A 19,572-nucleotide genomic window follows, 5' to 3' on the forward strand; every position below is an offset into this window, starting at 1 on the left:
TTGGGCGGTGGGTTGAACACCCACCCTACGGTTTGGGTAGGGCGGGGTTATCCCCGCCGTCCCAGTTATTGCAACGCGCCAGTTACGCGAATTTCGCTTGGATCTCGTCAGAGATGTTCTGCGGAACAGGTTCGTAGTGCGAGAACTGCATGGTGAAGTTCGCACGACCCGACGACATCGAACGCAGCGTGTTGATGTAGCCGAACATGTTGGCCAGCGGCACCTGTGCGTCGATCGCGATTGCGTTCCCGCGTGTGTCCTGACCCTGAACCTGACCGCGACGCGATGTCAGATCGCCGATGATCCCGCCTGTGTAGTCCTCGGGAGTGATAACTTCGACTTTCATGATCGGCTCGAGCAGTTTCGCACCAGCTTTGCGCATGCCTTCGCGCATACCCATACGGGCCGCGATTTCAAACGCCAGAACGCTGGAGTCAACGTCGTGGAATTTACCGTCGATCAGAGCAACCTTGAAGTCGATGACCGGGAAGCCCGCCAAAGGACCGGAGTCCATGACCGAGTTGATCCCTTTTTCGACGCCCGGGATGTATTCTTTCGGAACGGCACCACCAACGATGCGGCTTTCGAAGGAATAGCCTTCGCCTGGCTCGGTTGGCATCAGGATCATCTTCACCTCGGCGAACTGACCGGAACCACCGGACTGTTTCTTGTGGGTGTAGGTGATTTCTGCTTCGCGCGAGATGGTCTCGCGGTAGGCAACCTGAGGCGCACCGATGTTCGCTTCAACTTTGAATTCACGACGCAGACGGTCCACCAGAATGTCGAGGTGAAGTTCGCCCATGCCCTTCATGATGGTCTGACCGGATTCCAGATCCGTTTCAACGCGGAAGGAGGGGTCTTCTGCGGCCAGACGCGCCAGACCGGTGGACATCTTCTCTTGGTCAGCCTTGGTTTTAGGCTCAACCGCGATTTCGATAACCGGATCGGGGAAGGTCATTGTTTCAAGAACAACAGGGTCGTTGACGGCGCAAAGCGTGTCACCGGTTGTTGTGTCTTTCAGACCTGCCAGCGCGATGATGTCGCCCGCGAACGCTTCTTGAATTTCTTCACGATCGTTCGAGTGCATCATCATCATACGACCGACGCGCTCTTTCTTACCTTTGGTGGAGTTCAAGAGCGTGTCGCCCTTGTTCAGCACACCGGAGTAGATGCGGGTAAAGGTTAGCGAGCCAACAAAGGGGTCGTTCATGATTTTGAACGCCAGACCGGAGAAGGCCATGTCGTCATCCGCACGGCGTGCGATGTTACGGGTCTCTGTCTCGTCGCCTGGTTTGAAGCCCATGTAGTCAACAACGTCCATCGGGGATGGCAGATAGTCGATAACAGCGTTCAACAGAGGCTGAACACCTTTGTTTTTGAATGCGGAGCCGCAGAGTACGGGGATGAACTTGATCGCCAGTGTCCCTTTACGGATCAGACCGCGCAGGGTGTCGACGTCAGGCTCTGCGCCGTCCATCAGGTAGTTTTCCATGGCTTCGTCATCCATCTCGACCGCAGTCTCGATCAGATGCGCGCGCCATTCGTCGGCCAGGTCTTTCAACTCGGCACGGATTTCGCGTTGTTCCCAGCTCGCGCCAAGATCTTCACCGGCCCAGACCCATTCTTTCATGGTGACCAGATCGATCATGCCTTCCAGCTCGGTTTCGGCACCGATCGGGATTTGGATCGGCGCAGGTGTCGCACCGGTACGGTCTTTGATCATCTTCACGCAGTTGAAGAAGTCAGCGCCGATTTTGTCCATTTTGTTGACGAAAACGATGCGTGGAACCTTGTAGCGGTCCGCTTGGCGCCAAACGGTTTCGGTCTGGGGCTCAACACCGGCGTTGGCGTCAAGAACAGCAACCGCGCCGTCAAGAACGGCCAGCGAACGTTCAACTTCGATGGTGAAGTCAACGTGGCCGGGAGTGTCGATGATGTTCATCCGGTACTTGGTGTCGGATGTCGCGTCGGCTGTTGGCTCTTCCTGGCGCTGCCAGAAAGTTGTCGTCGCAGCGGAGGTAATTGTAATACCGCGTTCCTGCTCCTGCTCCATCCAGTCCATCGTGGCGGCACCGTCGTGCACTTCGCCGATGTTGTGGGACTTACCAGTGTAAAACAGGATCCGTTCGGAGCAGGTTGTTTTGCCTGCGTCGATGTGGGCCATGATGCCGAAATTGCGGTAGCGTGAGAGCGGATAGTCGCGTGCCATTGGGCTGCTTCCTCGAATATATCTGAAACGGATAAATCGCGCCCCGGGGTGGGACGCGACGGGAACGGCTTATGCCGCCCGAATTACCAGCGGTAGTGGCTGAACGCTTTGTTCGCGTCGGCCATCTTGTGGGTGTCTTCGCGCTTCTTAACAGCGGTACCGCGCGATTGAACAGCGTCCAGAAGCTCACCTGCAAGGCGCTCTTCCATGGTGTTCTCGTTGCGGGCGCGGGACGCTTTGATCAACCAGCGGATCGCCAGTGCTTCGCGACGCTCGGGGCGCACTTCGACAGGAACCTGATAGGTGGCACCACCAACGCGGCGCGAACGCACTTCGACGGACGGCTTGATGTTGTCCAGCGCTTCGTGGAAGACTTCGATGGGCGCGCGTTTGATTTTGTCTTCAACACGGTTCATCGCGTTGTAAACGATACGCTCCGCAACCGACTTCTTACCGTCGATCATCAGGTTGTTCATGAATTTGGTGAGAACCAGATCACCGTACTTGGCGTCTGGCAGTACTTCGCGTTTTTCAGCGGCGTGACGACGTGACATTTAAAGCTCCTAATTGTCAGTTGCCGAGGCAGGTTTGGTCCAGTGCGTCTGGTGCATATTGCACCCCGATCGTCCGGCGCTCAGTCTTACTCGGCTCACTCCCTTACGGGAAAACATGGCGGGCGGCGGGATCCGGCATCGTGTATCCGCGATGCGCGACCCCAAACCGACCCAAATTACTTTGGCTTCTTTGCACCATATTTGGAGCGACGCTGCTTACGGTCTTTAACGCCTTGCGTATCGAGAACACCGCGCAGGATGTGGTAGCGCACACCGGGAAGGTCTTTTACACGGCCGCCGCGGATCAGAACAACGGAGTGTTCTTGCAGGTTGTGCGATTCACCCGGGATGTAGCTGATGACTTCGAAACCGTTGGTCAGGCGCACTTTGGCAACCTTACGCATGGCCGAGTTGGGCTTCTTAGGTGTGGTGGTGTAAACACGTGTACAAACGCCGCGCTTTTGCGGGCATTCCTGCAGGTGCATGGATTTCGAACGTTTGATTTTAGGCTGGCGCGGTTTGCGGATCAGCTGTTGGATCGTTGGCATTCCGGTTTTATCCCCGTTTAGCTCACATAAGTGGTGCAGCGGGGCGGACCCCAGTGCGGTTTCAAATTCGGTCACTTCGCACGTCCACGAAGCCTATCTTCCGCCCTACACCACTGGCGCAAAGCAAAATCACCGCAGCGTTCCCGTACCGAGGAAAACGAAGCGGTGGGGTAACAGAGGATCGAGTCAGCAGTAGACCGGATCGTGACCACAGTAGATATGATGTCGGCAAAGCAGGGCGACCCCCGCATCCGAGATAAGGGGCGTATAGGCAGAGTCGTCCACGCTGTCAACAGCCCCCGCCCCCAAGCCGCCCACGGCACGCCAAACGGGTATTCCACCTTGCAAGACACCCCGGCTACCGCGCATATTTATGCCACATTATTCGGACAGGGCGGATCACGATGCAGGTACTTGGGCTATGCCGCTTTTCCTATCCGGCGCTTGGCGGGTTTCAGGTCGGGCATGACTCCACCGCTGATCGTATCGCCTACCTTTATGATCCCGCGCGGCTTGAGGAAAGGTTCCGCCTGTTCGAAACCGTCGCCCTGCCCTGTCTGATGGCGCAAACAGACCCGGAATTCGAAATGATCGTGCTGGTCGGCGATCGCTTTCCCCCTGTCCATCTGGAACGGCTAAAGGCCTTGCTCGCCCCTCTGCCCCAAGCGCGGATTGTGGTAGAGCCGCCGCGCCCGCACCGCGAGGTGATGAAAGAGATTCTGAACAAGGCCCGCCACGCGCGCTCTGAACCCTGTGTGCAATTCCGCTTTGATGACGACGACGCGATTGCAGTCGATTTCGTGGCCAAGTTGCGTAAAGCTGTTGATGACGCCACCCCGCTTCTGGTCCAGCACAAATCCGTCGCGCTTGACTGGAACAAGGGCTACGTGGCCGAGTTCGGCGCGGATGGTATCGCGGCGACCCCGTCGTTCCGGCCGTTCTACACCGCTGCTTTGGCCATGTTCGTGAACGCGGGGTGTCCGCTTACGATCATGAACTTTGCCCACGACAAGCTGCCCCGCTTCATGCCAGCACTCAGCTTTCCCGACCCTGCGATGTATGTCCGTGGCCACAATGGATTTAACGATTCACGCCAAAAGAATGCACGGGCGGTCGACCTATCCCCACTCAGCCCCGAGGAAGAGATCCTGTTCAAGGACCGCTTTGCCATCGACATCGACACTGTGCGCCGCGTCTTTGCCAAAGGTTAAAGCGGCGGCAGCGGGCGGGTGGTGATGCGTTCGCGGTAGAGTGTGAACAGCCCTGTCGCAGCGACGATAGATGCACCAGCGAGTGTTGACGGCACCGGCCAGTCGCCGAACACCAACCACCCGAGAATAAGCGCCCAGATCAGCCCTGTGTAGCGGAACGGCGCGATGAACGATACGTCGCCCACCCGCATCGTCTGCACGCTGAAATAATACCCCATCAGCACAAAGACCGCGGCCGCCGTAATGGCGATCCAATGCGCGGAAGAAACCGGAGCCCACGGCGTGGTGAACTGCGCGAAGGTCGAAAACCCCGTCACGGCCAGCACAGCGGCGAAGGTCACCGTCATCGACGGCACCTCTTTCGACAGGCGGCGGGTGCTGAGGTCGCGCACGGTGACAAAGAACACCGCGATCAGCGCGTAGATCGACCAGATGTTGAATCCGTCGGTGCCCGGTTTGACGATCAGCATCACGCCGAAGAACCCCACAAGGATCGCAGAGAAGCGCCGCCAGCCGACCTTTTCGCGATAGACCAGCGCCGCGCCCAAAGTCACCGTCAGCGGCAGAGATTGCAGAATGGCGCTGAGGTTCGCCAAGGGCATATTGAACAACGCGGTCACGAAGAAAAAGCTCGCCCCGACTTCGGCACCAGACCGGATTGCGACCAGTTTCCAATCGCGCCGGCTAAGACGCAGATGCATCGGGCCAAGCCGCCCCCATAACATCACGATCAACGAGATAGAGACCACACCGCGCAAGAACAGCAGCTGGAACAAGGGCACCGCCCCGCCCGTGGTTTTGGTCATCGTGTCGTTCAACACAAAGGCCGCCATAGAGCCCATCATGAAAAGTGCTCCGGCAAGGTTTGGCGACATCGGGTGGCTTTCAGTTTATTAGGTTGGCTTATCATTGGCGCAAGCCGTGGTGGAAAACCAGCCCACCTGCGTAAATTTTCGACGCTATTTCATCCCCCTGCCCCACAACGAAAAACCCCCGCCGATCTCTCGGCGGGGGCTCTGTTAGTCAGCTATCAAGCCTAGGCTTAGCTGCGGCTTTCGTCGTCGCTGGGGACGTTGTCGAAGACATCGCCACCAACAACATCGTCGGCTGTAGGCTCGGGCGCGGCCAGACGTGCTGCGGCTTCGGCTTCTTCGCGACGGGCCTCGATGACCACGTTGTCACGATCCGTCGCAACCTTGCGCATCTGCTGCGTCGCACCACCGGTACCGGCTGGGATCAGACGGCCCACGATGACGTTTTCTTTCAGGCCAACCAGCTTGTCGCGCTTACCCTGAACCGATGCTTCGGTCAGAACGCGTGTGGTTTCCTGGAAGGACGCCGCCGAGATGAAGCTGCGGGTTTGCAGCGACGCCTTGGTGATCCCCAGCAGGATCGGTTCGCCCTGCGCAGGACGCCCGCCTTTGGACAGCGCTTTGGCACAGGCCTGGTCGAACTCTTGCTTGTCGACGTGTTCGCCTTTCAACAGGGTGGTATCACCGCTGTCCTGGACTTCCCACTTCTGCAACATCTGACGTACGATCACTTCGATATGCTTATCGTTGATCTTAACGCCTTGCAGACGATAAACATCCTGCACTTCGTCGATCATGTAGTCAGCCAGCGCTTCGACACCCATAATCGCGAGGATGTCATGCGGCGCAGGGTTGCCGTCCATGATGTAGTCGCCCTTCTGGACAAAGTCACCTTCCGCAACGGGAATGTGCTTACCCTTAGGCACCATGTATTCGACCTTGTGATCCGGATCCTCGGACGACTCGATCGAGATACGACGTTTGTTTTTGTAGTCCTTGCCATAGCGGACGTACCCGTCGATCTCGGCGATGATCGCGTGGTCTTTGGGGCGACGTGCCTCAAAGAGCTCCGCAACACGTGGCAGACCACCGGTAATATCCTTGGTCTTGGCACCTTCACGCGGGATACGCGCAACGATGTCACCGGCCTTGATTTCAGTCTGGTCCTCAACGGACAGAATGGCATCTACGGACATTGGGTAGGTCACCGGATTGCCCGCATCGTTGCGGACCGGCTCGCCATCGGCATCCACCAGAATGATTTCCGGCTTCAGCTCATTGCCTTTGGGTGCTGCACGCCAGTCGATCACGATCTTCTGTGTCATACCGGTTGCATCATCGGTTTCATCCTTGACCGCGATCCCCGACGTCAGGTCGACGAACTTGGTCATACCGGATTTCTCCGCGATGATCGGCAGCGTGTAGGGGTCCCATTCGAACAGCTTGTCGCCGCGCAGGATCGACTGACCCTCCTTGACGAACAGCTTGGTACCGTAGCCGACCTTGTGGCTGGCACGCTCGTCGCCGTTATCATCAACGATGGCAAGCTTCATGTTCCGGCCCATTACCATGATCTCGCCTGCGGCGTTCTCAAGGGTTTGAGCGTTCTCGAACACAACCTTACCGGACTGCGATGCCTCGAGGAAGGACTGCTGGCCACCCTGCGCAACACCACCAATGTGGAATGTACGCATGGTCAGCTGCGTGCCGGGTTCACCGATCGACTGAGCAGCGATAATGCCGACAGCTTCACCTTGGTTCACCAGCGTACCGCGTGCAAGGTCACGACCATAGCACATGGCGCAGACGCCCTCTTCGGCCTCACAGGTCAGCGGGCTGCGGATCCGTGCGGATTGAACAGCCGCTTCATCGATGATGTCAGCCAGACGTTCGTCGATCACAGTCTGCGCAGGCACCAACACTTCGTCGGTCCCGGGGCGCAGGATGTCATCGGCCGCAACGCGACCCAGCAGACGTTCCGCCAGCGAAGAGACGACCTCACCATCGTTCACAGCCGCTTCGGCCGTGATCGCGGTTTCGGTGCCACAGTCATGCATACGAACGATACAATCCTGTGCCACATCCACCAGACGACGGGTCAGGTAACCCGAGTTCGCTGTTTTCAAAGCGGTATCCGACAGACCCTTACGGGCGCCGTGGGTGGAGTTAAAGTACTCCAGAACGGTCAGACCTTCTTTAAAGTTCGAGATAATCGGAGTCTCGATGATGTCGCCGTTCGGCTTCGCCATCAGACCGCGCATCCCGCCCAGCTGTTTCATCTGTGTGACCGAGCCACGCGCACCGGAGTGCGCCATCATGTAGACCGAGTTCGGCTCCATCACCGCGCCGTCATCGTTGCGACGTTCGGCCGAAATGGCCCCCATCATCGCGTCGGTGACCTTGTCGTTACACTTGGACCAGGCATCGACGACTTTGTTGTACTTTTCACCCTGAGTGATCAGGCCGTCCATGTACTGCTGTTCAAAGTCTTTAACCTGCTCGCGCGTTTCGTCCACCAAGGTCCACTTGGTTTCTGGGATCAGCATGTCGTCCTTACCGAAGGAAATGCCGGCACGGAAAGCTTCACGGAAGCCCATGGTCATGATCTGGTCACAGAAGATAACGGATTCTTTCTGACCACAGTAACGGTAGACCGTATCGATGACCTGCTGCACTTCTTTCTTACGCAGCAGACGGTTCACCAGATCGAACGGCGCTTTGGCGTTCAACGGCAGCAACGCGCCAAGGCGGATACGGCCCGGCGTGGTGTCGTAACGCTTCATCACCTCGTTGCCTTCGGCATCGATCTGTTTGATCCGCGCCTTGATCTTGGAGTGCAGGTGGATCGCACCGGCACCAAGCGCGTGCTCGACTTCCTCGACAGAGCCAAACACCATGCCTTCGCCCGGCATGCCTTCGCGTTCCAGGGTCGTGTAGTACAGACCCAAAATCATATCCTGTGACGGAACGATGATCGGCGCGCCGTTTGCAGGCGACAGAACGTTGTTCGTCGACATCATCAGGACGCGTGCTTCCAGCTGTGCTTCCAGCGAAAGCGGCACATGCACAGCCATTTGGTCGCCGTCAAAGTCAGCGTTAAAGGCGGAACAGACCAGCGGGTGAAGCTGGATCGCTTTACCTTCGATCAGAACCGGCTCGAACGCCTGAATGCCCAAACGGTGCAAGGTAGGCGCACGGTTCAGCATGACGGGGTGTTCGCGGATCACTTCGTCGAGGATGTCCCACACTTCGGGACGCTCTTTTTCCACCAACTTCTTGGCTTGCTTCACAGTGGAAGACAGACCTTTGGCTTCAAGACGCGAGTAGATAAACGGCTTGAACAGCTCGAGCGCCATCTTCTTGGGCAGACCGCACTGGTGCAACTTCAGCTCGGGGCCGGTCACAATGACCGAACGGCCGGAGAAGTCGACGCGCTTGCCCAAAAGGTTCTGACGGAAGCGACCTTGCTTACCTTTCAGCATGTCGGACAGCGACTTCAGCGGGCGCTTGTTGGCACCGGTGATGACGCGGCCGCGACGGCCGTTGTCGAACAAGGCATCGACGGATTCCTGCAACATCCGCTTTTCGTTGCGGACGATGATGTCAGGCGCGCGCAGTTCGATCAGACGCTTCAAGCGGTTGTTCCGGTTGATCACGCGGCGATACAGGTCGTTCAGATCCGACGTGGCGAAACGGCCACCGTCCAGCGGCACCAGCGGGCGCAGCTCTGGCGGGATCACGGGAATGACGGTCATGATCATCCACTCGGGCCGGTTGCCGGACTCGAGGAAGGATTCAACGACTTTCAGACGCTTGATGATCTTCTTGGGCTTCAGTTCGCCGGTCGCCTCTTTCAGATCGGCACGCAGCTGGTCTGCTTCGGCTTCCAGATCAATGGCGGCCAGCATTTCGCGGATCGCTTCGGCACCTATATTGGCCGTGAACGCGTCCATGCCATAGGCATCCTGCGCGTCCATATACTCTTCCTCGGTCATCATCTGACCATAGGTGAGGTCCGTCAGACCGGGTTCGATCACAACGTAGTTTTCAAAGTAAAGAACACGTTCCAGATCGCGCAGGGTCATGTCCAGCATCAGGCCGATGCGCGATGGCAGCGACTTGAGGAACCAGATGTGCGCAACAGGCGACGCCAGCTCGATGTGGCCCATACGCTCGCGGCGGACCTTTTGCAGCGTGACTTCAACACCACATTTCTCGCAGACAACGCCGCGATACTTCATGCGCTTATATTTACCGCACAGGCATTCGTAGTCTTTGATCGGGCCAAAGATACGCGCGCAGAACAGGCCGTCACGCTCTGGCTTGAACGTCCGGTAGTTGATGGTTTCTGGTTTCTTGATTTCACCGAACGACCACGACAGGATCCGCTCAGGCGATGCCAGAGAGACCTTGATTTCGTCGAACGTCTTCATCGGCGCGACGGGGTTGAACGGGTTGTTTGTCAGTTCCTGGTTCATCTTAAATCCTTAGATAAGTCTCGAAAGCGGAGGGAGAGAGGTGTTTCCTGTTTCTGGAAACGGTCCGGGGTTTATGAAAACCCCGGCGCGTGCCTCACTCGTCTTCCTCCGCATCCAGGAGTTCCATGTTCAGGCCAAGACCGCGTACCTCTTTCACAAGTACGTTGAACGATTCCGGAATACCGGCTTCGAAGTTGTCTTCGCCTTTGACGATGCTTTCATAGACCTTGGTCCGTCCGGCCACGTCATCCGATTTCACAGTCAGCATCTCCTGCAGGGTGTATGCAGCGCCGTAAGCTTCCAGAGCCCAGACCTCCATCTCACCGAAGCGCTGACCACCGAACTGCGCTTTACCGCCCAATGGCTGCTGGGTGACCAGCGAGTATGGACCAGTTGAACGCGCGTGGATTTTATCGTCCACAAGGTGGTGCAGTTTCAGCAGGTATTTCACGCCGACGGTCACCGGACGCGCAAACTGTTCGCCCGTGCGGCCGTCGAACAGTACCGACTGACCGGAGCTGTCGAAACCGGCCCGTGTCAGGCTGTCGTTCACATCCGCTTCCTTGGCACCATCGAATACCGGCGTGGCAATTGGGACACCGCGCGCGACGTTCTTGGCTGCGTCCAGCAATGTTTCCTCGTCCATACCCGAGATGCCTTCTTCGTAGACATCGTCGCCATAGGCGTGGTGCATTGCTTCGCGCACAGGTGTCAGATCGCCGGAGCGTTTGTATTCCTGCAGCGCCTCGTCGATGTTGATGCCCAGGCCACGTGCGGCCCAACCCATGTGGGTTTCAAGGATCTGACCGACGTTCATACGCGACGGAACACCCAGCGGGTTCAAACAGAAGTCGACCGGCGTACCATCCGCGAGGAACGGCATGTCTTCCATCGGTACAACCTTGGAAATAACACCTTTGTTGCCGTGACGACCGGCCATCTTGTCGCCCGGTTGCAGCTTGCGCTTCACCGCAACGAAAACCTTGACCATCTTCATCACGCCCGGGGGCAGATCGTCACCACGACGGACTTTTTCGACTTTATCCTCGAAACGTGCATCCAAGGTCCGTTTCTGGATCTCGTACTGCTCGTTCAGGGCTTCGACGATCTTGGCATCATCTTCGTCGGCCAAAGCCAACTGCCACCACTGACCGCGCGACAAGGATGCCAGCAGGTCTTCGGTGATCTCAGAGTTCGCCTTGACGCCTTTCGGGCCTTTGACAGCCGTCTTGCCGATGATCATCGACTGCAGACGCGCGTAGATGTTGCGGTCAAGAATGCCAAGTTCGTCGTCCCGGTCACGGGCCAGACGTTCGACTTCTTCACGTTCGATCTGCAGCGCACGTTCGTCTTTTTCAACGCCGTGACGGTTGAACACGCGGACTTCAACAACGGTACCGAAATCACCGGGCTTCACACGCAGCGATGTATCGCGCACGTCCGAAGCTTTCTCACCGAAGATGGCGCGCAGCAGTTTTTCCTCTGGCGTCATCGGGCTTTCGCCCTTGGGAGTGATCTTGCCGACGAGAATGTCACCGGGTTCAACATCCGCACCGATGTACACGATGCCCGCCTCGTCGAGGTTGCGCAGCGCTTCTTCACCGACGTTCGGAATATCGCGTGTGATTTCCTCTGGCCCAAGCTTCGTATCACGGGCAGCGACTTCGAATTCTTCGATATGGATCGAAGTGAACACGTCGTCACGCGATACGCGCTCAGAGATCAGGATGGAGTCTTCGTAGTTGTAGCCGTTCCAGGGCATGAACGCGACGACCACGTTCTTACCAAGCGCCAGTTCACCCATATCGGTCGATGGACCGTCCGCGATAACCTGACCCTTTTGAACCGTCTCGCCCACTTTCACCAGCGGACGCTGGTTGATGCAGGTGTTCTGGTTCGAACGCTGGAATTTGCGCATGCGGTAGATGTCTACGCCCGCGTCGCCCAGTTCAAGGTCTTCGGTGGCGCGGATAACGATACGGCTGGCGTCGACTTGGTCGATGATACCACCGCGTTTCGCCATATAGGCAGCACCGGAATCCCGTGCGACGACTTCTTCGATACCTGTGCCGACCAGTGGTGCTTCGGCTTGAAGCAAAGGCACCGCCTGACGTTGCATGTTCGAGCCCATCAAGGCCCTGTTCGCATCGTCGTTTTCAAGGAACGGGATCAAGGACGCAGCGACCGAGACCAACTGTTTCGGCGAAACGTCAATCAGATCGACATTCTCGGAAGGCGACAGCGTGTAGTCACCAGATTTCCGTGTCGACACCAGATCGTTGACGAACTTCATGTTCTCATCAAGGTTCGCGTTTGCCTGCGCCACGGTGTGACGCATTTCTTCGGTCGCGGACATATACTGCACGTCATCGGAAACAACACCGTTCGTTACTTTACGGTAGGGTGTTTCGATAAAGCCGTATTTGTTGACGCGGGCGAATGTTGCCAAAGAGTTGATCAGACCAATGTTCGGACCTTCGGGCGTTTCAATCGGACACATACGACCGTAGTGGGTCGCGTGAACGTCACGCACCTCAAAGCCGGCGCGTTCGCGTGTCAGACCACCCGGCCCAAGCGCGGACAGACGACGCTTGTGCGTCACCTCGGACAGCGGGTTGGTTTGGTCCATGAACTGCGACAGCTGGCTGGAGCCGAAGAATTCACGTACCGCAGCAGCCGCTGGCTTCGCGTTGATCAGGTCTTGCGGCATGACAGTGTCGATCTCGACCGAGGACATACGTTCCTTGATCGCGCGCTCCATCCGGAGCAGGCCGACGCGGTACTGGTTTTCCATCAGTTCGCCAACGGAGCGTACACGACGGTTCCCAAGGTGGTCGATGTCGTCGATGTCGCCACGGCCGTCACGCAGATCAACCAGCGCCTTGATACAGGCGACGATGTCGTCACGGTCCAGCGTGCGCTGCGTGTCTTCTTTGTCGAGCGCAAGACGCATGTTCATCTTCACGCGGCCAACCGCGGAAAGGTCATAGCGATCGGCATCAAAGAACAGCGTGTCGAACAGGTTCGACGCGGCTTCGACTGTGGGCGGCTCGCCCGGGCGCATCACACGGTAGATGTCCATGAGCGCGGTGTCGCGGTTCATGTTCTTATCCGCCGCCATGGTGTTCCGCATGTAGGGGCCGACGTTGATGTTGTCGATGTCGAGAAGTGGGATCTCGGTGATGCCCGCGTCGATCAGCTCTTTCGCTGTACCGCCGATGAGCGTGCCGTCTTTATCGTGCTCGAGCGTCAGCTCGTCGCCCGCTTCGACATAGATCGCGCCGGTTTCTTCGTTGATGATATCACGCGCGGCGAATTTACCAGCGATATGACCGAAGGGCAGCAGCAGTTCTGTCACTTTGCCTTCGTCGATCAACTGCTTAACGGCACGGGGTGTAACCTTCTTGCCCTTCTCGAACAGGATCTCGCCTGTTGCGGCGTCAACCAGATCATACGATGGACGTGTGCCCCGCACACGGTCAGGGAAGAAAGGTGCAACCCAGCCTTCGCCGTCTTTCAGCGTATAGTTCACGGTGTTGTAATACGCGTTCATGATCGCTTCTTGGTCAAGGCCAAGCGCGTAGAGCAGCGTTGTTACAGGCAGCTTACGGCGACGGTCGATGCGTGCGAACACGATGTCTTTGGCGTCGAATTCAAAGTCGAGCCACGACCCGCGGTATGGGATGATGCGGCAAGCAAACAGCAGCTTACCCGAAGAGTGGGTTTTGCCTTTGTCGTGGTCAAAGAAAACGCCGGGCGAACGGTGCATCTGGGATACGATAACACGCTCTGTACCGTTCACAACAAAGGTACCGTTTGGCGTCATCAGGGGCATGTCGCCCATGAACACGTCTTGTTCTTTGATGTCTTTTACCGATTTCGCACCGGTGTCTTCATCCACATCAAACACGATGAGGCGCAGCGTCACCTTCAAAGGCGCGCTGTAGGTCATGTCGCGTTGCTGACATTCCTCGACATCGTATTTGGGTTTCTCGAGCTCGTACTTGACGTATTCAAGCACCGACGTCTCGTTGAAGTCCTTGATCGGGAAAACCGACTGGAACACGCCTTGGATGCCGTCACCGTCTGTCGGTGTTTCCGCATCGCCGGAGCGCAGGAACAAATCATAAGAGGATTTTTGAACCTCGATCAGGTTCGGCATCTCCAGCACTTCGCGGATTTTGCCATAGTATTTACGTAGACGTTTCTGGCCAAGGAAGGTTTGCGCCATGTGTCTGTCACCTTTCGTATCTCTTGCCGAGCTCGCCATCACCGGGGCCGTGATGCGCGCCCATAAGAGCGGTAAATCCTGATCAATTCTTGAGGCACGTCCCACCGTACCTCTTCCGACCACTAGGACCTATCCAGAGAAGCATTTCGCGCGAAATACTTTTCAAAACAGATCAGGCTGGACAGGGAATTCCCCGTCCAGCCTTAATTTTTATGGGCTTGCCCAAAGCTTTACAAACTTCGGTCTGCTTTCATCAAGCAAAAACAGCACCCAGATCTAATGGCTTAGGCCAGTTCGATCTCTGCGCCAGCTGCTTCCAGCTTGGCTTTGATGTCTTCGGCTTCGGCTTTATCGATGCCTTCTTTGATCTTGCCGCCAGCTTCAACCAGATCTTTGGCTTCTTTCAGGCCCAGACCGGTGATGCCGCGAACTTCTTTGATCACGTTGATTTTGGATGCGCCGGCGTTCTTCAGAACGACGTCGAATTCAGTTTTCTCTTCAGCAGCCGCGCCTGCATCGGCAGGGCCAGCCATCATCACTGCGCCGCCAGCTGCGGGCTCGATGCCATACTCGTCTTTGAGGATGGTTTTCAGTTCTTGTGCTTCCAGCAGTGTCAGACCAACGATGTCTTCTGCCAGTTTTTTCAGATCAGCCATGTTTAGCTCTTTCCGTTAACGATATGTGTGTTCCAACGCGAGTGTTCAACCCTGCGCCAGCTTGACGATATTGCTTTACGCAGCCGCCTTGTCCTCGATGGTGGACAAGATGGAAGCGATGTTGCTTGCAGGTGCGCCAATGGCCCCGGCGATGTTGGAAGCAGGCGCGCCCAGCATACCCGCGATGGTGGAGATAAGCTCCTCCCGCGAAGGCATCTTGGACACGGCTTCAACACCGGCGACATCCAGTGCGTTCTCACCCATTGCGCCGCCGAGAATGACAAACTTTTGATTCTCTTTAGCGAATTCCTGAGCGACCTTGGCAGCTGCCACGGGGTCTTCGGAATAGGTCAGAACGGTCATACCCGTCAGGAGATCTGCAATGCTTTCGCATGGCTTTCCGTCTAGGGCAATTTTGGCGAGCCTGTTTTTGGCAACACGCACGGCCCCGCCCGCAGCGCGAGCGCGCGCACGAAGGTCCTGCATATCAGCAACTGTCAGGCCGACGTAGTGGCTTACCACAACGACGCCAGAGCTTTCGAAGATTTGGCCGAGCTCTTCGACCAACTGTTCTTTCTGGGCTCTATCCACAGTTTCACTCCAAATCTGGGGGTTACCCCCCGGCTCAATTAAGTCCGCTTACGCGAACAGTCTTGGTCCATTTTACGGGAATAAGCCAAAATAGCCCCACGCTTACGCGAACGGTAATTCTTGCATCTCCCATCTCAGAAAGGAATTAAGGCTTGCGCCACCCTTCGTCTCGGACAGAAGACTCACCATGCGATGCATAGTGAATCGAGGGCTTCTTAGGGAATGCAGCGCGGAATGCCAAGGGGAAACTCGACTTTCTTGCGCCGAGTTTAGGCTAATCTATTTCAAACACCATCAAACCGCGTTTATCCGGCCGGTTTCCGCATAAAAAATCCCCGCATCGGATGGCCAATGCGGGGATCTGATAGCAGACGCATGACTGCGCCTATCGCTGGACCTTACTCGGTTACAGCGTTGTCGACTTCTACAGTCACACCTGGGCCCATTGTGGAGCTCAGCGCGATCTTTTTCATGTAGGCACCCTTGGAGCCGGTAGGCTTGGCTTTGGACACGGCGCCAACGAAGGCACGTACGTTTTCAACCAGCTTGGCTTCGTCAAAGGACAGTTTGCCGATGCCAGCATGCACTACGCCGCCTTTTTCAGCTTTGAACTGAACCTGACCGCCTTTAGCAGCTTCAACAGCTTCTTTGATATCCATTGTAACTGTGCCGACTTTTGGGTTTGGCATCAGGTTACGTGGGCCGAGAACCTTACCAAGACGACCAACAATGGGCATCATGTCAGGTGTCGCGATGCAGCGATCAAAGTCGATCTTGCCGCCTTGGACAGCTTCCATCAGGTCTTCGGCACCAACGATGTCGGCACCTGCTGCTTGCGCTTCGTCAGCCTTGGGGCCACGGGCGAATACAGCAACGCGAACGGATTTGCCGGTGCCGTTTGGCAGGCCGACAACACCGCGAACCATTTGGTCGGCGTGACGCGGGTCAACACCGAGGTTCATCGCGATTTCGATGGTTTCGTCAAATTTCGCGGTTGCGTTGGCTTTGATCAGTGCGACTGCTTCTTCAACGGTCAGATCTTCTTTGCCTACGAATGCTTCGCGTGCGGCGCGGGTGCGTTTTCCGAGTTTTGCCATCTTACTTAACCTCGATGCCCATGGAGCGGGCAGAGCCCAGAATGATTTTCATCGCGGATTCAACATCCACAGCGCTCAGATCGGCCATTTTGGCTTCTGCGATTTCGCGCAGTTGCTTGGTGGTCACGGTACCGACGGTCTCGCGGCTTGGTGTTTTCGCGCCGGAGTTAACCTTGGCAGCTTTCTTCAGGTAGTAGGACGCAGGAGGCGTCTTGATGTCCATGGTGAAGGACTTGTCCTGATAGTAGCTGATCACGGTCGGGCAAGGGGCACCTGGTTCCATGTCCGCTGTCTTGGCGTTGAACGCCTTACAGAATTCCATGATGTTGATCCCGCGCTGACCCAATGCAGGGCCGACGGGTGGGGATGGGTTCGCTTGACCCGCTTTAACTTGCAACTTCATCGTACCGACGAGTTTCTTGGCCATTGGCCTTCTCCTTTTAATGTCGGTGAACTTTCGTTCACCCTATACAACCACAACGCGATGCGGCCGCTTGCTAGCGTGGTGCGGTTGGGCGGCGCGCCGCTGTCCCCTCCCACAAACGAACGGTGTTGCCACCGTATGACGGGTCGCCCCGCCGATCGCTCAGACCTGTTTGTTGACCTGAGTGAATTCCAATTCGACCGGTGTTTCCCGGCCAAAGATCGATACAGACACCTTGAGGCGCTGGTTCTCGTCGTCGACCTCTTCGATCATACCGTCGAAGTCTTCGAACGGGCCGTCCGCCACTTTGACCTTCTCACCCACTTCGAAGTGGATCAGCGTGCGTGGTGCTTCTTCGCCCTCTTGGACGCGGCCCAGGATCGCCGTGACTTCGGCGTCACGCATCGGCATCGGACGGCCCTGCGGCCCTAGGAAACCGGTGACGCGGTTGATCGAGTTGATCAGGTGATACCCGCGATCGGACATCTCCATATGGACCAGCACATAGCCGGGCATAAAGCGACGCTCTGTCGTGACTTTCTTGCCGCGCCGGACCTCGATCACCTCTTCGGTGGGGACCAGCACTTCGTCGATCTGGTCCTCAAGCTCTTGCTCGGCGACCGTGGTGCGGATTTGCTCGGCAATCTTCTTTTCGAAGTTCGACAAAACACTGACCGAATACCATCTTTTCGCCATCTGAACTTGGTCCCTGTCTTGTGATGCAGCAACGGCCACATCTAATTCTCGTAAAAACCAGCCTGTCGCAGCATGCCGGCGGTGAACAAAAAATCGGCGCGCAACACGAATCGCCGCACGCCCCTCTTGATCAGGTCTGCGGGATAGCCCGCAATCGCACATGTTTCAAGAGGGCCACGGCGTTTTAAGGTGCCGCGCCCCTGGATCAGCCGAAGGCGGCCAGGATGTACTGCAATCCGCCACGAATGAGGATATCGACAATCGCAAAGAACACCGCTGTCAACGCGGCAAGGATGAACACCATAACCGTGGTGAGCATGACCTCGCGACGGGTGGGCCAGACGACCTTGGATACTTCGGAACGCACTTGCTGGATGAACTGAAGCGGGTTGACTGTGGCCATGTCGGTTTTCCTGTATACGAACGATTGTGGGGATGTATCTGTCAAAAGCGCTGAATTCAAGGCTTCATATCAAGCTCGCCTACTGGCGAAGCTGGTACACCAAAGTGCGCGTTCTCACATGTGTTGAGATTGGCAGGGGCTGAGGGACTCGAACCCACGACCCTCGGTTTTGGAGACCGATGCTCTACCAACTGAGCTAAACCCCTATGCCGAGTGGTGAGGTAGTCGATATTCGCTGGGGGATCAAGGGCAGATAGACGCATTGCGCAGGAATAATGTCGCACGCCCCTAAGCCACGAAAAAGGCCGCCCCGATTGGGAGCGGCCTTCGTCTTGTTGCCGGTGCGCGGGGTGACCCGCGGGTTGGCTTACTCGGTGATTTTGGAAACCACGCCCGCGCCAACGGTACGACCGCCTTCGCGGATCGCGAAGCGCAGACCGTCTTCCATCGCGATGGGGGCGATCAGCTCCACGTCGAACTGCAGGTTGTCGCCAGGCATAACCATTTCAGTGCCTTCTGGCAGCTGAACGGTACCGGTGACGTCTGTGGTCCGGAAGTAGAACTGTGGACGGTAGTTCGCGAAGAACGGCGTGTGACGGCCACCCTCTTCTTTGGTGAGGATATAGGCTTCGGCTGTGAACTTGGTGTGCGGCTTAACCGAACCTGGCTTACACAGAACCTGACCACGCTCAACGCCTTCACGGTCGATACCGCGCAGCAGGGCGCCGATGTTGTCGCCAGCTTCCCCACGGTCCAGCAGTTTGCGGAACATTTCAACGCCGGTACATGTGGTTTTCTTGGTGTCGCGGATGCCAACGATTTCGATTTCGTCGCCAACGTTGATCACGCCACGCTCAACACGGCCGGTCACAACTGTACCACGACCGGAGATCGAGAAGACGTCTTCCACAGGCATCAGGAACGGCTGGTCAACAGCGCGCTCTGGTGTCGGGATGTAGTTGTCGACTTCTTCCATCAGCTTGCGGATGGAGTTCTCGCCGATGTTCTCGTCACGGCCTTCCATCGCCGCCAGAGCGGAACCTGGGATCACAGGGATGTCGTCGCCTGGGTAGTCGTAGGAAGACAGCAGTTCGCGGATTTCCATTTCAACCAGTTCCAGCAGCTCTTCATCGTCCACCTGGTCTACTTTGTTCATGTAGACAACCATGGCGGGGATGCCGACCTGACGGCCCAGCAGGATGTGCTCGCGGGTCTGTGGCATGGGGCCATCAGCAGCGTTCACAACCAGGATCGCGCCGTCCATCTGCGCCGCACCGGTGATCATGTTCTTGACGTAGTCAGCGTGGCCGGGGCAGTCGACGTGCGCATAGTGACGGTTTTCGGTCTCGTATTCGACGTGCGCTGTCGAGATGGTGATGCCGCGTGCTTTTTCTTCGGGCGCGCCGTCAATCTGGTCATAGGCGCGGAAGTCGCCGAAGTACTTGGTGATCGCCGCGGTCAACGTGGTTTTGCCGTGGTCAACGTGACCAATGGTACCGATGTTAACGTGTGGTTTATTACGTTCAAACTTTGCCTTAGCCATGGAGCAGCCCTTTATATTAATGAGGGCCTGAACCCAGACCCAAACCTATCTGGCGGGCGATGTATTGGGTCTGGCGCATAAAATCAAGCACCTGTTCGCCTCACACCGCCGCAGAATTC

14 protein-coding genes and 1 tRNA gene are annotated in these 19,572 nt (G+C 57.0%); 1 reads left to right on the plus strand and 14 read right to left on the minus strand.

All coding sequences use genetic code 11. From position 1 onward, the window contains the following. Positions 1-82 precede the first annotated feature (82 nt). The 3 genes from fusA to rpsL all read right to left on the minus strand — a co-directional run bounded on the left by fusA (position 83) and on the right by rpsL (position 3,311). Positions 83-2,209, minus strand: a complete 2,127-nt coding sequence (fusA, locus tag C1J04_RS14075) for an elongation factor G (protein WP_005849854.1) — start codon at positions 2,207-2,209, stop codon at positions 83-85. 83 nt (positions 2,210-2,292) lie between these two features. Then, positions 2,293-2,763: a 30S ribosomal protein S7 gene (gene rpsG, locus C1J04_RS14080; RefSeq protein WP_005849857.1), complete on the minus strand. Its 471-nt coding sequence runs from the start codon at positions 2,761-2,763 to the stop codon at positions 2,293-2,295. Between the two features lie 176 nt (positions 2,764-2,939). Continuing rightward, on the minus strand, positions 2,940-3,311 hold the full coding sequence (rpsL, locus tag C1J04_RS14085) for a 30S ribosomal protein S12 (RefSeq protein ID WP_005849863.1): 372 nt from the start codon (positions 3,309-3,311) through the stop codon (positions 2,940-2,942). A gap of 404 nt (positions 3,312-3,715) precedes the next feature. Between rpsL and C1J04_RS14090 the strand changes: the two genes are divergently transcribed. Continuing rightward, positions 3,716-4,522 (plus strand): putative rhamnosyl transferase, encoded by an 807-nt coding sequence (locus C1J04_RS14090; RefSeq protein ID WP_009825306.1) that lies wholly within the window; start codon positions 3,716-3,718, stop codon positions 4,520-4,522. Here the strand turns inward: C1J04_RS14090 and C1J04_RS14095 are convergent. The 11 genes from C1J04_RS14095 to tuf all read right to left on the minus strand — a co-directional run bounded on the left by C1J04_RS14095 (position 4,519) and on the right by tuf (position 19,453). After that, a complete protein-coding gene (locus tag C1J04_RS14095; RefSeq protein WP_037953900.1) occupies positions 4,519-5,397 on the minus strand; it encodes a DMT family transporter in 879 nt (292 codons plus the stop codon). The two genes, C1J04_RS14090 and C1J04_RS14095, sit on opposite strands and share 4 nt — an antisense overlap. 167 nt (positions 5,398-5,564) lie before the next feature. After that, a complete protein-coding gene (gene rpoC / locus C1J04_RS14100; RefSeq protein ID WP_005849869.1) occupies positions 5,565-9,812 on the minus strand; it encodes a DNA-directed RNA polymerase subunit beta' in 4,248 nt (1,415 codons plus the stop codon). Positions 9,813-9,906: 94 nt separating this feature from the next. Continuing rightward, positions 9,907-14,043, minus strand: coding sequence for a DNA-directed RNA polymerase subunit beta (gene rpoB / locus C1J04_RS14105; RefSeq protein WP_005849870.1), 4,137 nt, complete (start codon positions 14,041-14,043; stop codon positions 9,907-9,909). 284 nt (positions 14,044-14,327) lie between these two features. Next, positions 14,328-14,699, minus strand: coding sequence for a 50S ribosomal protein L7/L12 (gene rplL / locus C1J04_RS14110; protein WP_005849872.1), 372 nt, complete (start codon positions 14,697-14,699; stop codon positions 14,328-14,330). A gap of 75 nt (positions 14,700-14,774) precedes the next feature. Continuing rightward, positions 14,775-15,290 (minus strand): 50S ribosomal protein L10, encoded by a 516-nt coding sequence (rplJ, locus tag C1J04_RS14115; RefSeq protein WP_037941629.1) that lies wholly within the window; start codon positions 15,288-15,290, stop codon positions 14,775-14,777. A 398-nt stretch (positions 15,291-15,688) separates the two neighbouring features. Next, a complete protein-coding gene (gene rplA / locus C1J04_RS14120; RefSeq protein WP_005849875.1) occupies positions 15,689-16,387 on the minus strand; it encodes a 50S ribosomal protein L1 in 699 nt (232 codons plus the stop codon). A gap of 1 nt (position 16,388) precedes the next feature. After that, complete coding sequence (gene rplK / locus C1J04_RS14125) at positions 16,389-16,814, minus strand: 50S ribosomal protein L11 (protein ID WP_005849876.1); 426 nt, start codon at positions 16,812-16,814, stop codon at positions 16,389-16,391. 159 nt (positions 16,815-16,973) lie between these two features. After that, positions 16,974-17,507 (minus strand): transcription termination/antitermination protein NusG, encoded by a 534-nt coding sequence (gene nusG / locus C1J04_RS14130; protein ID WP_005849878.1) that lies wholly within the window; start codon positions 17,505-17,507, stop codon positions 16,974-16,976. A gap of 205 nt (positions 17,508-17,712) precedes the next feature. Beyond that, positions 17,713-17,910, minus strand: a complete 198-nt coding sequence (gene secE, locus C1J04_RS14135) for a preprotein translocase subunit SecE (RefSeq protein WP_005849880.1) — start codon at positions 17,908-17,910, stop codon at positions 17,713-17,715. A gap of 130 nt (positions 17,911-18,040) precedes the next feature. Then, positions 18,041-18,116, minus strand: a tRNA-Trp gene (locus C1J04_RS14140). Positions 18,117-18,277: 161 nt separating this feature from the next. Then, positions 18,278-19,453: an elongation factor Tu gene (gene tuf, locus C1J04_RS14145; protein WP_009825303.1), complete on the minus strand. Its 1,176-nt coding sequence runs from the start codon at positions 19,451-19,453 to the stop codon at positions 18,278-18,280. Positions 19,454-19,572 lie beyond the last annotated feature (119 nt).

Source organism: Sulfitobacter sp. SK025, from assembly GCF_003352105.1.
Taxonomy (GTDB): domain Bacteria; phylum Pseudomonadota; class Alphaproteobacteria; order Rhodobacterales; family Rhodobacteraceae; genus Sulfitobacter; species Sulfitobacter pontiacus.